The organism is Cryobacterium sp. MDB2-A-1 (genome assembly GCF_004402675.1).
GTDB classification, from domain to species: Bacteria; Actinomycetota; Actinomycetes; order Actinomycetales; family Microbacteriaceae; genus Cryobacterium; species Cryobacterium glucosi.
In genome coordinates, this window is record NZ_SOFK01000028.1 from 332723 (window position 1) to 345290 (window position 12568).

A 12568-nucleotide genomic window follows, 5' to 3' on the forward strand; every position below is an offset into this window, starting at 1 on the left:
TGAGCCAGTGGCAAGTCATCCCAGTCGCTGCACTCGCCCGGTGTTGCCCTCTTGGGGCTGGTTTGGTTGCGGGGTGTGAGCGAACTGGAAAGTTAACGCAAAAAAGGGCCGTCACGGTTGGGTGACGGCCCTCTCTTGCTCAAAAATATAGACACTCTCCGGGGGACGGATTGTGCCTAATGCATAGCATAGTGCCTGACTATGAAGTCGTGCAACTCTTCTCTCGGCGAGTTGTCCCGTTCTTCACACTTGGGTTTGCGGTGGCCTTGAGGCGGAACCGGGCGAGTAGCACCGTGTGCTCGATAAGAATGATCCCGTTGATGTTTCGACACGCCATCCCATCGTGAATCCATTGGCTGATCGTCCGGGTTGTACGGCCCGTACGAACGGCGGCGGCCTTGATGGTGTAGTTCGGCTGGTCTACGATCACGCTACCTCCTGGAGTTTGGCTATTGCTTCGAGGTACTTGGTGAACGCATCGGTGTTCGGTTCGACGACGTGAGCGCAACGGCCGCACATTACGGCCACCTCGGGGTCGAGTAGGTCTGGTGGCTTCACGAAGATTTCCCGCTCACCGCAGACCTCGCAATCACGCTTGTCTGCGGGTCGAGTGGGTCGAGCTTCGACGCCGTACATTGCCGAAAGCGTGAACACGCCTCGCGCATCCTCGTGCCCCGCCGTGAGGTCGTCGTGGTAGGCGGCCGCGGATACTGATTGTGCGACATCTTCGGCCCGGTCAAGCAGCCAGTCGCACAGCCATGATGCGTATAGGTGCGCAGCCTCCACCGATACGGGCTTGGACCCTTGCACCTCGTGACTGTTTGCCCATGATGGGACGGCAGGTGGGGCGACGTGCAGTTCAGCAGCAAATACGGTGCACCATGACAACAGCTTGGCGAAGAGAGCGTCCGAGGCGTCGAGTGGCCCAATATTCAAGGGTGCCGGCGACTCTCCACCACCACCCGATACGCGTTCGGAGTAGTCGGCAGCGCCGAGGCTGAACAGTTGCGCCCGCATGTTCGCCATGAGATCCGGGACCAGTTTCAGTGCCGCCCGGATCCGGTAGAAGCACGAGTCACAGAGGATGCCGTGGCGCGCACCTTTCGGCCTCGGGGGTTCGTCGTCGATGGGGTCCCAGGTGCAACCTCTCGCGCAGGGGAATGGTTCGGGTTGTTCACTCATGGCACGCCTCCTGCTCTGTGAGCCATTCCGGCACGTCGTTTGTGAGTACGTAGTCGGGCTGTCTGCCGCTCATGGCTTCATCCTTCCGATGATGTTTTTGCATGTTCCGCACACTGGGTATCGGGTGGGGTCTTTCATGGGTACGTCCCATTTGCCGCAGAGCGCTTCGATGGGGTTGCCGTGGATCCACGCCTTGTCGAGGTCGGTCTTCTCGAAGTAGTGCGAGCAGGTGTCATGGTCGCCAGTGTCCGTGGTGACTGGCTTGGTCCGTTCGAGTACGTCACTCATGCGCGCTCTCCGTTCGTTTCTGCGCCTGTTTGACGCTCCATGGGTGTAGCTGTGTCAGATTCGCCCGGGATGCGCTCAGGCGACGGGTGAGAGGGGATGGTGGGGGGTTCCGCGTTCGCCGCCCACCCCGTCACCCAGCCGTAGAGACCGCATGTCGAACAGCGGACGTTCTGCCACCCTTTGGCCAGGCGCACACGTGCCGCTTCGGCCGCACTGTTGTAGCCGCTCGGCAACGGGTGGTCGTGCAACGGGTCCGGGCATTCGTCGCGCGGTCCCGGTCGGTCATCCATCCCGCAGACGTACGTGGCCCCGGCCATCAGGGCTGCTCCGTACTGGGGGTGACCAGACGACGCCAGTAGCGCTCCTCGTGGTAGTCGAATCGATCCCACGACTCTCCCGGCCTGCCCTTCGTCGGGTCGAGTTCCCAACCCTCGCGATCGTCGGGTGGGTCGTCGATGCTGCGGTCCCAACTCTTGCGCGGGCCGGTCGTGGTCGCGGTTTCGTACTCGACCGTCGTGACCTCTCGCGGCTCAGGCTCTCGCCGGCAGCCCTTGATCAGGTCTTCAAGAATCGAGGCATCCACCTCGTCTTCGGCGCTGGTATCACGGTCAAGTGAGTCGAGCCATTCTGTCGCCGCAACGATCAGGTCGCTCTTCGCCAGCGCTTCCCGTTCCGGCTCTCCTGCGGCCTCGACGTGAGCTTCTGGCTCGTTGCAGTGGCCCACGAGGTCTGCAAAGCATCCGTGCTGGTGCGCGGGTGCGGGGCAGTCCCCATCGCCCGCACATCCGGGGTATGGCTCCTCGTTCTGCTCTCCTGCGGGAGGGGTGGCGACATGCGGCGAAAACATCCAGGTCGTGCTGTGGCCAGTCTGATCGGCGTGCATATCAGCGAAGCACCGAGGGCAGCAGATACCCTCACGTCCGGTCTCCGCCGCCCATTTCGAGGTTCCAGCCAACCAGACCTCACGGGTCGCGGCCGCCCAGAGCATGTTGCGAGTTCCACACCTGTGGCAGAAGTCCTCAGGGTGCATCTCAGGCCACCCAGCAATGCGCTGCTGTACTATCCACTCCGGATCGCGAGCATCGGGGTCGCGTTTAACCGCGTCTGCGGGAGGGGTGGGAAGGGATTCGGCTTCGAGGTCTCCGTCTTCGATCAGCCCGTCTTCGATCAGCCCGGCGATGTCGTTGCCCGACCATCCGGCGAGCTCCGTCACCGCGTTCTGCAATCTGGCCATCTTGTCGTTGCTCATGATTCGTCGTCCCCTGTGTCACTGTTCATCGGATTGCCCTGCTCCTTCATCTCGGCCCGCTTGGCAACCCATGCCATTGCGCGCTCCTTTGTCGTCAGCGGTTCATTGGCGCAACGTATGGCGCTCTTTCCGTACGGCCCATAGCAGCGCGCACATCGATGCTCGGTGTTCGGCTCATTCCTGCCTTGTGACGGGAGGTGGGAGTTGGCGATGCTGCCTGCGATGTAGGCGGGCATTAGGCTGCGTCCCGGGATCCGTCTTCGTTGAACTGGCGTGTTCCGGTTCCGGCCTCAAGAATCTTGCGCGCTAGCTGTGCAACATCTTTGAGCTGCATCTCAACCTGAGCCGCATAGAACGCTGGGTTGTCGCCACATGGAATTTTGGGTTGCAGGGTGAGGGTGATTCCGCCCGCGATTATAGTGACCGGTCCAAGTTCAGCGGCCATCAGAAAGGTGTCCCATCCGTGAAGTCGCCCAGCGTATTCCAAACGTCACCAGCGCCCGGCTGAGCGCTTGGCCCACTCGGAGCAGCGGTTGCCCACGGTTCATCTCCCGACGCGCTGGCACCCCCGCCGTGCCCCGCGCTGCCACCACTGGACGATGCACGGGTGAGGGATGCGGTCGCATATTTCAGCGACGGGCCGATGTCATCGATTTCGAGCTCAAAACTGGAACGCTTCTCGCCCTCCTTCGTCTCGTAGCTTTTCTGCTTGAGGCGACCCGTTGCGACGACGCGAGAACCCTTCGTGAGCGAACCCGCGACATGCTCGGCGAATTCGCGCCAGACCGACGCGCGGAGGAAGAGTGCGTCACTGTCCTTCCACTCGTTGCTCGCCTTGTCGAAGTTGCGTGGGGTCGAGGCGATCGTGAAGTTTGCGACTGCGAGACCACCGCTCGTGTATCTCAACTCGGGATCGCTGGTTAGGTTGCCGATGATCGTGATTACAGTTTCGTTTGCCATGTTCAGTTGCTCGTTTCTTCGGTGACCGTGATGTCGATGATGTATGTCGCGATGACGTGGCCCTTGTCCCCGTACTGGATGCCGATGAGGGTTCCGTCACCGTTGATCTCGTAGCCGAATTCAGTGGCGATCTCGTTGGCGAAGTGAATGTCTTCCTTGACCTGCTCGACGGTCAGTTTGTCGTTTGCCATGTTGCTTATTCCCATTTCTTCTCGTTTGTGCGCCGTGACCCAATGGCCGCGGCGATAGTCGTTCGTGCTTGCCTTGTCATCGGCCGTACTCGTTCGGTGGTCGCTGCGGCATCTGGTCCAAGAGCCACTCATCGGGTGCGCGACGTGCAGCCGCCTCACACAAGGCGATGAAAACGGTGAACCCGGTATCGGATGAGGTTTCGACGTAGGGGGTCATGCGCGCCGGCCAACAGTGCCGACATCGACAGGCGAACCCGCGATCTGGTCCTGGTCGAACATTTCCGCCGCCGACCTGCGCTCCCGTTCACGCAACGTGAACAACGCATCCCGAACCAGCTCGGGCAGACGCTCCCTACTTGGCCACGACACTGCAACCAGCCCGCGCGCCTTAGCCGAGCGCACGTCAGCCTCGATAGCAGCCGGCGCGTTCCTGCCCGCATCGGCAACAGCAGCCAGGATGTGCCGGACGCTGAAAATCTCCTTCGCCTGCGGTCCGATGAAGTGCGCGACAGTTGCCACCTTGGCTTCCTCGAAATCGACACCCGAGAGCACAAGGAACCATGCGCTCGTCGTTACCCGGTCAACCGTGATGAACCGGTCGAACCCGCTTGCGATCGTTAGGACCTGCCCAACCTCGACCATGTTCATCGTTCAATCTCCCTTTGCTGTTGTTCCCGTGCGAGTTGCGCGACGAAATCGATGTTCTGCTCGGTGCGCGTCTGTTTGCGCTCGGTGGTGTTCGCGCTGGGCAGCGCGTCCGTCCATCGCTCCTTGCCGATCCACACGCCCAGAGCTGGGGTGAACTGGGTTGTCGTCGTGGCTGCGTAGGCATCCCCGAACTGGATGATGTGGGCGACGAGTTCGGGGGTCGGCAGGTGTTTGGCTGCGACCTTGAATCTCTCGAGGGCTGTCTTCCGTTCGACCTTTTTGGGCCAATGGGAATAGGCATCATCGAACGCATCATCAAGCGCATTGTTTGTTTGTGTATTGATTTGATGTGTAGTGATTTGATTTGTATTGATTTGGGGCGCGGAATCCGTTCGGATTCCGTCGTCATTCCGCGCGGAATTATCCCCTTTTACCGCGGATTTACGCTCCCTGTCCCGCTTCAAGTACTTGCCTATTTCGTCCGTAGATTTGTTCCACTTGAGCCAACCTCGCACCAAGTACGCATCATCTATGCACGTGAGCAACCCCAACTCGACCAGACGGGCGCACCTACCCGACACGTTGCGCATCCCCATGCCGACAACGAGACGCATTTGACGGTCGGTTATGTACCCGTCAGAAGCGGAGTCGGCAAGGAATGCGAGGCACCTGACAAACAGTAATTCCGCCTGTTCGCCCGCCGCCAGGATCGCGTCATCTCTGTAGTACGTCGCCGAGAGTGGGGCGTATGGACCGTTTGACTTTGGTCTTGCCACGGGGCCACCTCCTTTCGATTGTGTTGGGGGTCATGCGGTGCGCTCCATGAGTGTTCGGACCGCGAGTGCCGCCTGCTGCCAGACGACACCGTTACCGAGCGCCTTGAGTTGCTCATTGCGTGTCAATCCGATAGCAGGGTTCGTGACGTGGCCCACGGGGAGGCCCATCATGAATTCGACGAAAAGTGCACTGAGACGGTGACTACCATCTCTCCCGTCCCCTTGGGTGGGATCGGGAGCTCGTCTTCCGGTGACCAATTCCCAACGGGCAATGGCGGGCTCAAATGCTCCCCATTGGATCGCGCCAGTTCCTGAGCCGCTATCGACAGCGGCTTCCCGAACCCATTCCCGTTGATCCCCCTTGCTTTTACGCGGGCTCGCCTGGCCTCCCACGTCTCCAGCCCCTCCCCATCGTTCGGATTCATCGCGGCCGGTGTCGGCAGCAGTACATCCGTCAGGGTGTACCCGCCGTGGTGCTTCGAGTCCGGGTTTCGCCGGACCGCTGTCGCGTTCCGTGTCCCCGCAGAGTCCGTCACTACCGGTGTCGGGAGAAGGTGCTCCACTTCGTCCGCGAGCGTCGGCCCGTGCCCGCCCGCCTTCCGCTTGTCCGGGTGCTGGCTCCCGCCGTTGATCGCGAGTTGTGACGTCGGGGTCTTGAGTAGCGTCAGCTGCTCCGCGACCTGATCCGAGAGGCGCATTGTCGCTTTCGGCCTGCTCGGATTCCGCGGCCCACCATCCGCCTCCGCAGCCATGGGGGTGCGCAACAATGAAGACTCGGTATCGACCGTGGGGAGCGCCGGCATCGGCAGCTCGTAGGCCCACCCATTGCGCGTCATACCCGAGCTCGGCCAAGTCTCCGAGTACACGTCCGAATGCGTTGAGAACAGGTCGATCTCCCCATCCCAGTTCTCCCAGACCTGCCGGGTCGGACTCCAAATCGCCAATTTCTTCATCGATGTCCTCCATCGTTTTCGCGGACAACAGCCCGCGCACGTTCTCGATCACAACGAGCCCCGGACGGAGCGCGTCGATTGCTTTGGCGAACTCGGACCACAGCCCAGAACGGGTGCCGTCCATGAGGCCAGCGCGCGCACCAGCAAGGGATACGTCCTGGCATGGAAAACCGCCCGTGAGTACGTCTACCGGCTCGACCGTTGACCAGTCGATTTTGGTGATGTCGCCGTGATTCGGGACGCCGGGGAAGTGGTGCGCGAGGATCTTGGATGGGGCCGCGTCGAACTCCGAGAACCACACGACCTCACCGCCGATGACCGACTGCACGCCCATCCCGAGGCCCCCATAGCCGGCGAACAGTTCACCGATTCGGGGTGTCATTCGCCCGCTTTCCCCGCGTCGCTGATCCGCTTCCCCACGGCCCGGATGGCCGCAACAGTCTCAGCGGGCGCGTGTGCTTGCTTGGCTGCTGCGAACAACGCGGATACGGCGTCGAGGTTGTCGGCTGCCAGGGTGAGTTCGGTCAGCCACTCTCGACCTGAGGTGTCGGCTGGGGGAGTGGGGGCGGTGGTTGCGAGGGGCTTGACGGTGAATGGTGCGCGCTTGCCTCGGGTGACGGTCAGCGCCACGGTGGTCGGCTTGCTGATGTGCGACATGTGGCTGATTTCGATTCCACCCAACCGCTCCTTCCCGAACTTGGTGTCCGGGTTGCGGTAGATCGTGAGGCTGTGTCCGACGTACGCTGCGGGGTTCGATCCCCATGCGGCAACCATCACCCTTCGCATCGACTTCGACGGGCGGTAAGCGCGTCCGGGCGTCTCTTCCATGTGGAAGTTGAATGGCTGCTCGGGCGGTCCCTCGGTAACTCTGTTGATGGTCACGGTGATGGGGCCGGACACGAGATCTGCGGCATTTATCTGGTCTGTCTTCGGGGCGATGCTTTGAGTCATGTCCATCAGAAATCTCGTTTCTCGCTCTGTAGGTAGATATCGAATGCGTCTTTGCGGACTTTCCCGAGTGCCTGTGCTGCGGACTGGGTGGCGCTCATTAGCTGGTTTGCCGCGTCCTGCCACCCGCGCTTGTATTCCTTTTGCAATGCCTTCTGGTTTGGTTCGCCCGCCGACGCTTCTTCGAGGCGCGCGGCCAGGTATTCGATCTGCGTGTTTCGCTTCGTGAGCGTGGCCTGCAAGGTTTCGATGTGACGCTTGGCCGCCTCAGAGACGGGAATGGTGATGGTGATTTCTTCGGCTACTTCGCCCATATCAGAAACTCATTTCTTCGTAGTGGTCAATCCGTGGCGCAACAGGCTTGCCGTCCGTTGCTGTCTTGTATGCGTCGATCATCCGGGCCGCGTTCTCCTCGAACGCCTTGAGCGCGTCGAGGATTGCTGCCTGCCAGAGCGGGTCGGGGTAGACGCGCTTGTCCCAAAGCTCGAGGCCCGATGAGAACGACAGGTAATCGATCCAGGGCCGACCCGAAATGAGCAGTGCCATTTGCAACTGCCCAACGTTCTCGGCGGGCGGCTGGTTGGCGAGAACCGTTTTCATGTGCTCTTTGGCTTTGCGCGATTTGATCTCGATCAGACCCTCATCACCAACCAGCCCGTCCGGTGAGTACCCCGCCACGAAGCTGCCGAAGTCGCGGGTCATGAATCCAACCTGCTCGACGGCTGCGTAGTGCTCGGCATACATGTCGCGGGCCATGGGCTCATCGTCGGTTCCGCGCTGCATCTCGAAGGATGGGTGCACGTACTCAACAAATCCAGTCATGCGTTCGGCGGCGAGGGTGAGTGTGAGGCCGCGCGACGTTTCGTTCTCGGCGACCTTGAGCGTGGCCGTGATGAGCTTGCTGATGGTCGACGCGGTAACCAGCCCGCATCGTGCAGCGAGCCACGCGTCACTGCCCTGCTCCAAGGTCTCGTAGATGACCAGCGTCATGCGATCTGCTCGATTCTCAGTTCCATACGCGCGGGACCTTCCGTCTTGGGCAACCACTGGATGATGGGTGCCGGTTTTTCCATGAATTCGGGTCGGTCGTCTCGCACAATCCCCGCGTCCACGAGGCCGTCACATAGGGCCTTGACGAGCGGCCACAGGTTGTCAACGTCACGCACGCGCTTATCGACCACGAACCAGGTCAAGGTCACGCGACACTTGCCCAGCTCGGGGATTCGGCTAGCGGAGAGCTTCGATGCGAGTCGAACCGATTTGGTCATTGCTGCTTTCGGTGCCCAGTGCTTCCACTTCTTGTTTGCGTGGAGAGGGGGAACCATGTAGTCGAATCGCAGCGTGGTTGAGAACGGTTCCGGTTCGACTCGGGCGGGAAGCACGCTGTAGTCGGCGGTCACGACTTGACCCACTTGGTTTCGATCGCGTCGATGTCAGCCATGAATGCAACCCGAGCAGACAGGTTCTTCCGCACGTCGGCCAGCACTTCGGCGGCTACCTCGGCAACCGGACGGAGCGGTTTGAAGGGGGCGTATTGGCGGGCTACCTGGTCTGTTACGAAGGCATCGTTGAGGGTCCACTCTTGAGGCACGTCCTCTGACCCGAAGTGCAGCCGCCACAGGTTGCTCTTTGAGTCCTCATAGACGCCGGGGACCACTGGCAGCACCACGGGCCGCTCGATCAGTTCGTAGGTAGCGTCTGTGTCCACGTTGGTCGTGAGGTCTACGCTTGCCGTGTACCAATGGGTGACCGTGAAGCGATCCCCGGCCTTGATGTCTTCCCGTTTGATCGGCACCCCGTTCATCGGTTCGCCTTGATCCCACGGTGGAACGCGGCGATGTCTTCGAGTGCGTCGGCGATGCGGTCGAGGTTGTCGCCGACTGGGTTGATCACGGGTCTTGCGTCGTAGCCAGCGGTGAACGCGTCCTGTTCGGCACCGGTGCCAATCCATGCGGCGTTGATCGGGAGTTCCTCGTATGCCTCCCATGCGGCCAACGCTTCGGGCGTGGTGTCGCTGTTGAAGTCCCAGCCGAGGACTGCGCGGCGGTCTTCGGGGGTGCTCTGGATGTCGGTCATTCGTGGCTCCTTGTATCGATGTGGCTCAGTACGAGCGCGGTGTATGCGATGACGGCGAGGATGATTCCTGCGGCCATGAGTTCGGTGCTGGTGAAGATGCCGACGATTGCGAGGGCGATACCGAGTAGGCAGAGGCGGAAGGTCAGCACGGCGGTTCATCCCCGTACAGCGCATCCCACGTGGTGTCGTTCCGGTGTCCGTTGCCGCATGTGAAGACGGCCGTGTTGTCGCTGTCCACGTACACGTCAACGTCGCCGTCCCAGTTGCATTCGAGGTCGAAACCCATGAGTGTTACCGGGGCTGTGCAGTACGTGTTGACGGTGTAACGGGTCACGTTCTCGCCGGAAGTCATGCGGCCACCGGCTCAATGTCGAGGGCGTGACCGGCCGCACCTTTGGGTGCATCGTCGCCGTCCACAGTGACCTTGAACATGGTTCGGCTTGCGGCCTGCCAGACAACGACACCCTCAGGGCGCATGAAGCCCGGGGCGGCTACTGAACCGTCGTGTCCCAGGCGATACACGAGCGCGTTGATCGTGGCGACATCGAACGGACCCGCGTGGAGCAGGGGAACGATCCCGAGTCCGGCAACGGGCGACAGATCGGTTTCAGCCCAGCGCCCCCGATTGAACAGGCTGAATCTCTTGTCGCCGCCACTCAGCCCGTACTTGCGCTGGATTCCTGAGCCCCACCACTCGCCGAAGTGTCGGCCCGGCCCCAGGATCTCGACTAGCGGGTTGGCATTGCGCTGCACCCAACCGGCGAACCCGTAGTTGTCAGCCTCGGGGGTGACCAGGCGGCTTCTCGACTGCGCCCCAATCTCGCCGTCTTCGGTGATGACCACGGCGGCGTTGGTTCCATCGATCTTCTCGGTAACGACCATGCCCCGGTTCAAGCGGGCGATCTTCGGGAATGCTTCGAACTCGATTGCGCTCACAGCGCGAACGCAATCAACACGACGAGCCCGAACATCATCGCAATCCCGGTCATCGCCAGCAGGAATAACCCCGGCGTCCAACTGGTCTTGCGCACGAATGTTTCACGTCTTGGCTCGCTCATCAGATACCGTTCATGTTGCTGTTTCGGGGTTTCGGGCATGTCCCACACGTCAAGTTGCGACAGTTGCGGGTCGGGGTCTTCGGTGATCCATGCGAAAGCGTGCGGGCGGTGGTAGATGTCACCGTGAGATGGGCCATGGTTCGTCATGATGTGACCCCCCATACCTGCGTGCGGTTCATGAGTGGCGTCTTGCGGAACTCGCCAGTAGCCGCGACGAGTTTGAGTTTTTCGAGTTCCTTGCGGACGGTGCGTACTCGCTGCGGTGTTGCGTTGGTTGCGATATCGTTCTTCTTGAATGCCGCCTGGTGCCGCTTGACCAGTTCGCTATCCGTCATTGCCTTGCGTTCCAAAGCTGCGAGCACCCACGTCTGCAGCGCCGACAATGCGACCTCGCTCATGGATGCGGCGGCTTCGATGCTCGTTGGTGGCTGGGTGACTCTTCGCTTCGGACGCGATACTGTTTTAGTGCTCATTGCAGTTCCTTTCAGTTAGTCGGCCCCCTGTTCGCGCAGGGGGCCGTTTTCGTGTTAGAGGGCGATTAGTGCGCGGGCGAAGTAGACAACCTCGTCGCTTGCCAACTTCACCCCGTAGTGCGTTTTCGAGACGGACACGATGACCCCGTATCCGCTGGGGGTTTTCACATTTGCTCCGAACGGTGATTCCATTTCGTGCTCCTTCTATCGGCGGTTTCGTTTGCGTGCTTTGGCCATCGCTCTGGTGCCGCTCCAATCGGTCATGGTGCGGCCCTCAGGAAGCTCCCACTCGGCATCAGCAGCCCAACCGGACGGCTTCGACCACAGGATTGTCGTGGCGACGATCTGCCCGCCCGGATCTTGCACAACACACACGGTGATGCGGCCCCGTGTGCGCCACTCCGAATTGGTGCGATCCGACCAAAATGATTCGCGCGGCCTCTCGATCGCGTCAATGATTTCGTCAGCATCGACCGCCATATCAACGGCTCGAGACAGTGCGTGATTAGACATTGCGAACTCGTGCATGGTGCGGCCTTCCGTGTGGGTTGTAGGTGTTAGCTGGTCGGGCCTAAACAGGTCCCCGCCACATAGGTATGGGAGGCGACCCGACCAGCTGAGTGCCCCTGCTGCGAATCGAACGCAGACAATCCCGAGTGCGACTCAGGGGCGGGTGGTGCTACTCCTTCAGTGCCGCGATTGCGGATTTGTAGCTCTTGATCCGATCGGCTGCACCCCGGAAGCGCTCAATGCCCCGCAAGAATTCTTTAGATGCGGCTTCCATCTCCTCCTGCGCCCACTCCACATCCCTTCGCGCATCTTCCGAGAGGCGCGTTAGCCCCCTGATTGCCAAGTCGTTCGCGGACGGTGCTTCGGGGCTTGTCGTGCCTGTCATTTCGTTTCCTTTGGGTTGGGGTTGGTTAGTGCGGCTTTGGCGGCGGCTCGGCGTGCGTTCTTCTTTGCATTGAGCGCAGCTCGATTGGCAATGAAGTAGGCCTTCTGTCGAGCGCGTTCGAACTCGCGATTTGCCCGCACATACTCCTTGTGCCTCGCAACTATCGAGTCGCGATTTAGGAGATAGCGCTCGTGGTTCCGCGTGCTTTCAGCGTCACGATTGGCGACGTAATGTGCGCGCTTGCGAGCGCGTTCGAACTCGCGATTGGCGTAGAAGTTGGTGGCATATTCGGCTCGTTTACACTCGAGACGGATCTCGCGCTCGGCCGCAAGGATCTCGTCGACGATCTGATCTGCGAATGGCTGCAACCCCGCGTCAAGCAGCAGCAGCGAGGACATCCAGATCTCCTAACGTCGAAACCTTGCACGCGGTCAAGTCCTGGATTGCACGGCGGTGGATGGATGCGGTCTGCAAATCCCCGGCAGCCATGCCCTCCAACATCTGCGCCCGGTCTGCGTGCTGTTCAGCGGTTGCATCAGCCCACGCGACTCGCGTTCCATCCCCGAGCGAGAACGTGGAGCCGAGAAGTTCGCGGCTCCACTCCGCGTGCAAGTACTTCGCAGCCTCAGCCACAATCGCGTTGACCTTCGTGACCAACCGCGCCTTGTGCTCCGTGCGAACCTTCGCGTACTGCTCCACACTGCGATTGCTCGCCCGCTCTCGTTTGCGATGCTCGACCGCGATGTATCTCCTCGCACATTCCAAAAGGAACGGAAGGTCTTGCGCATCCTCATGGGTAAAAGTGCCGGAGATAACAACGGCATCGATTCGTTCATTTAGCTCATTCATCTCGTGCCTTCTCTCTGTTGGT

The 12568-nt window shown here is 60.9% G+C and carries 23 protein-coding genes; all 23 read right to left on the minus strand.

Going from position 1 to position 12568, the window contains the following annotated elements; translation table 11 throughout:
* Window positions 1-426: 426 nt before the first annotated feature.
* The 23 genes from E3O39_RS10760 to E3O39_RS10865 all read right to left on the minus strand — a co-directional run bounded on the left by E3O39_RS10760 (window position 427) and on the right by E3O39_RS10865 (window position 12546).
* Window positions 427-1182, minus strand: coding sequence for a hypothetical protein (locus tag E3O39_RS10760; RefSeq protein WP_134447761.1), 756 nt, complete (start codon window positions 1180-1182; stop codon window positions 427-429).
* 69 nt (window positions 1183-1251) lie between these two features.
* Window positions 1252-1470, minus strand: a complete 219-nt coding sequence (locus tag E3O39_RS10765; RefSeq protein ID WP_134447763.1) for a DUF3039 domain-containing protein — start codon at window positions 1468-1470, stop codon at window positions 1252-1254.
* A 316-nt stretch (window positions 1471-1786) separates the two neighbouring features.
* Window positions 1787-2719: a hypothetical protein gene (locus E3O39_RS10770; protein ID WP_134447765.1), complete on the minus strand. Its 933-nt coding sequence runs from the start codon at window positions 2717-2719 to the stop codon at window positions 1787-1789.
* A gap of 444 nt (window positions 2720-3163) precedes the next feature.
* The gene (locus tag E3O39_RS10775) at window positions 3164-3679 is read right to left on the minus strand and encodes a single-stranded DNA-binding protein (protein WP_134447767.1); all 516 of its coding nucleotides are present in this window, start codon (window positions 3677-3679) and stop codon (window positions 3164-3166) included.
* Between the two features lie 2 nt (window positions 3680-3681).
* Window positions 3682-3870 carry a hypothetical protein gene (locus E3O39_RS10780; protein ID WP_134447769.1) on the minus strand — a complete coding sequence of 63 codons (189 nt, stop codon included), beginning with the start codon at window positions 3868-3870 and terminating at the stop codon, window positions 3682-3684.
* A gap of 213 nt (window positions 3871-4083) precedes the next feature.
* Entirely contained in the window at window positions 4084-4518 is a 435-nt protein-coding gene (locus E3O39_RS10785) for a hypothetical protein (RefSeq protein WP_134447771.1), read from the minus strand.
* The gene (locus E3O39_RS10790) at window positions 4515-5294 is read right to left on the minus strand and encodes a hypothetical protein (protein ID WP_134447773.1); all 780 of its coding nucleotides are present in this window, start codon (window positions 5292-5294) and stop codon (window positions 4515-4517) included. The genes E3O39_RS10785 and E3O39_RS10790 overlap by 4 nt, the downstream gene beginning before the upstream one ends.
* Before the next feature lie 30 nt (window positions 5295-5324).
* Window positions 5325-6629, minus strand: coding sequence for a DNA cytosine methyltransferase (locus tag E3O39_RS10795; protein ID WP_134447775.1), 1305 nt, complete (start codon window positions 6627-6629; stop codon window positions 5325-5327).
* Window positions 6626-7198: a hypothetical protein gene (locus tag E3O39_RS10800; protein ID WP_134447777.1), complete on the minus strand. Its 573-nt coding sequence runs from the start codon at window positions 7196-7198 to the stop codon at window positions 6626-6628. Before E3O39_RS10800 ends, E3O39_RS10795 begins: the two co-directional genes overlap by 4 nt.
* 5 nt (window positions 7199-7203) lie before the next feature.
* Window positions 7204-7509: a hypothetical protein gene (locus E3O39_RS10805; RefSeq protein ID WP_134447779.1), complete on the minus strand. Its 306-nt coding sequence runs from the start codon at window positions 7507-7509 to the stop codon at window positions 7204-7206.
* Window position 7510: 1 nt separating this feature from the next.
* Window positions 7511-8185 carry a YqaJ viral recombinase family protein gene (locus E3O39_RS10810; RefSeq protein ID WP_134447781.1) on the minus strand — a complete coding sequence of 225 codons (675 nt, stop codon included), beginning with the start codon at window positions 8183-8185 and terminating at the stop codon, window positions 7511-7513.
* Entirely contained in the window at window positions 8182-8595 is a 414-nt protein-coding gene (locus tag E3O39_RS10815; RefSeq protein WP_134447783.1) for a hypothetical protein, read from the minus strand. Before E3O39_RS10815 ends, E3O39_RS10810 begins: the two co-directional genes overlap by 4 nt.
* Window positions 8592-8999: a hypothetical protein gene (locus E3O39_RS10820; protein ID WP_134447784.1), complete on the minus strand. Its 408-nt coding sequence runs from the start codon at window positions 8997-8999 to the stop codon at window positions 8592-8594. Before E3O39_RS10820 ends, E3O39_RS10815 begins: the two co-directional genes overlap by 4 nt.
* Complete coding sequence (locus E3O39_RS10825) at window positions 8996-9271, minus strand: hypothetical protein (RefSeq protein WP_134447786.1); 276 nt, start codon at window positions 9269-9271, stop codon at window positions 8996-8998. The genes E3O39_RS10820 and E3O39_RS10825 overlap by 4 nt, the downstream gene beginning before the upstream one ends.
* Window positions 9268-9420, minus strand: a complete 153-nt coding sequence (locus tag E3O39_RS18975) for a hypothetical protein (RefSeq protein WP_166787318.1) — start codon at window positions 9418-9420, stop codon at window positions 9268-9270. The genes E3O39_RS10825 and E3O39_RS18975 overlap by 4 nt, the downstream gene beginning before the upstream one ends.
* Window positions 9414-9623, minus strand: a complete 210-nt coding sequence (locus E3O39_RS10830; RefSeq protein ID WP_134447788.1) for a hypothetical protein — start codon at window positions 9621-9623, stop codon at window positions 9414-9416. Before E3O39_RS10830 ends, E3O39_RS18975 begins: the two co-directional genes overlap by 7 nt.
* Complete coding sequence (locus E3O39_RS10835; RefSeq protein WP_198413424.1) at window positions 9620-10207, minus strand: RNA ligase family protein; 588 nt, start codon at window positions 10205-10207, stop codon at window positions 9620-9622. Before E3O39_RS10835 ends, E3O39_RS10830 begins: the two co-directional genes overlap by 4 nt.
* On the minus strand, window positions 10204-10476 hold the full coding sequence (locus tag E3O39_RS10840; RefSeq protein WP_134447790.1) for a hypothetical protein: 273 nt from the start codon (window positions 10474-10476) through the stop codon (window positions 10204-10206). The genes E3O39_RS10835 and E3O39_RS10840 overlap by 4 nt, the downstream gene beginning before the upstream one ends.
* Complete coding sequence (locus E3O39_RS10845; RefSeq protein WP_134447792.1) at window positions 10473-10802, minus strand: hypothetical protein; 330 nt, start codon at window positions 10800-10802, stop codon at window positions 10473-10475. Before E3O39_RS10845 ends, E3O39_RS10840 begins: the two co-directional genes overlap by 4 nt.
* Before the next feature lie 204 nt (window positions 10803-11006).
* Window positions 11007-11330, minus strand: a complete 324-nt coding sequence (locus E3O39_RS10850; RefSeq protein WP_134447793.1) for a hypothetical protein — start codon at window positions 11328-11330, stop codon at window positions 11007-11009.
* Window positions 11331-11481: 151 nt separating this feature from the next.
* The gene (locus E3O39_RS10855; RefSeq protein WP_134447795.1) at window positions 11482-11697 is read right to left on the minus strand and encodes a hypothetical protein; all 216 of its coding nucleotides are present in this window, start codon (window positions 11695-11697) and stop codon (window positions 11482-11484) included.
* Window positions 11694-12095, minus strand: a complete 402-nt coding sequence (locus tag E3O39_RS10860) for a hypothetical protein (protein WP_134447797.1) — start codon at window positions 12093-12095, stop codon at window positions 11694-11696. The genes E3O39_RS10855 and E3O39_RS10860 overlap by 4 nt, the downstream gene beginning before the upstream one ends.
* Window positions 12073-12546 carry a hypothetical protein gene (locus E3O39_RS10865; RefSeq protein WP_134447799.1) on the minus strand — a complete coding sequence of 158 codons (474 nt, stop codon included), beginning with the start codon at window positions 12544-12546 and terminating at the stop codon, window positions 12073-12075. Before E3O39_RS10865 ends, E3O39_RS10860 begins: the two co-directional genes overlap by 23 nt.
* Window positions 12547-12568 lie beyond the last annotated feature (22 nt).

Bases quoted from the DNA above. Each gene is read 5' to 3' on its own strand.
- E3O39_RS10850 (WP_134447793.1), bottom strand. From the start codon at position 11,330: ATGCACGAGTTCGCAATGTCTAATCACGCACTGTCTCGAGCCGTTGAT.
- E3O39_RS10820 (WP_134447784.1), bottom strand. From the start codon at position 8,999: ATGAACGGGGTGCCGATCAAACGGGAAGACATCAAGGCCGGGGATCGC.
- E3O39_RS10765 (WP_134447763.1), bottom strand. From the start codon at position 1,470: ATGAGTGACGTACTCGAACGGACCAAGCCAGTCACCACGGACACTGGC.
- E3O39_RS10775 (WP_134447767.1), bottom strand. From the start codon at position 3,679: ATGGCAAACGAAACTGTAATCACGATCATCGGCAACCTAACCAGCGAT.
- E3O39_RS10805 (WP_134447779.1), bottom strand. From the start codon at position 7,509: ATGGGCGAAGTAGCCGAAGAAATCACCATCACCATTCCCGTCTCTGAG.
- E3O39_RS10840 (WP_134447790.1), bottom strand. From the start codon at position 10,476: ATGACGAACCATGGCCCATCTCACGGTGACATCTACCACCGCCCGCAC.
- E3O39_RS10830 (WP_134447788.1), bottom strand. From the start codon at position 9,623: ATGACTTCCGGCGAGAACGTGACCCGTTACACCGTCAACACGTACTGC.
- E3O39_RS10785 (WP_134447771.1), bottom strand. From the start codon at position 4,518: ATGAACATGGTCGAGGTTGGGCAGGTCCTAACGATCGCAAGCGGGTTC.
- E3O39_RS10865 (WP_134447799.1), bottom strand. From the start codon at position 12,546: ATGAATGAGCTAAATGAACGAATCGATGCCGTTGTTATCTCCGGCACT.
- E3O39_RS10760 (WP_134447761.1), bottom strand. From the start codon at position 1,182: ATGAGTGAACAACCCGAACCATTCCCCTGCGCGAGAGGTTGCACCTGG.
- E3O39_RS10770 (WP_134447765.1), bottom strand. From the start codon at position 2,719: ATGAGCAACGACAAGATGGCCAGATTGCAGAACGCGGTGACGGAGCTC.
- E3O39_RS10845 (WP_134447792.1), bottom strand. From the start codon at position 10,802: ATGAGCACTAAAACAGTATCGCGTCCGAAGCGAAGAGTCACCCAGCCA.
- E3O39_RS10810 (WP_134447781.1), bottom strand. From the start codon at position 8,185: ATGACGCTGGTCATCTACGAGACCTTGGAGCAGGGCAGTGACGCGTGG.
- E3O39_RS10860 (WP_134447797.1), bottom strand. From the start codon at position 12,095: ATGTCCTCGCTGCTGCTGCTTGACGCGGGGTTGCAGCCATTCGCAGAT.
- E3O39_RS10825 (WP_134447786.1), bottom strand. From the start codon at position 9,271: ATGACCGACATCCAGAGCACCCCCGAAGACCGCCGCGCAGTCCTCGGC.
- E3O39_RS10800 (WP_134447777.1), bottom strand. From the start codon at position 7,198: ATGACTCAAAGCATCGCCCCGAAGACAGACCAGATAAATGCCGCAGAT.
- E3O39_RS10855 (WP_134447795.1), bottom strand. From the start codon at position 11,697: ATGACAGGCACGACAAGCCCCGAAGCACCGTCCGCGAACGACTTGGCA.
- E3O39_RS10780 (WP_134447769.1), bottom strand. From the start codon at position 3,870: ATGGCAAACGACAAACTGACCGTCGAGCAGGTCAAGGAAGACATTCAC.
- E3O39_RS10795 (WP_134447775.1), bottom strand. From the start codon at position 6,629: ATGACACCCCGAATCGGTGAACTGTTCGCCGGCTATGGGGGCCTCGGG.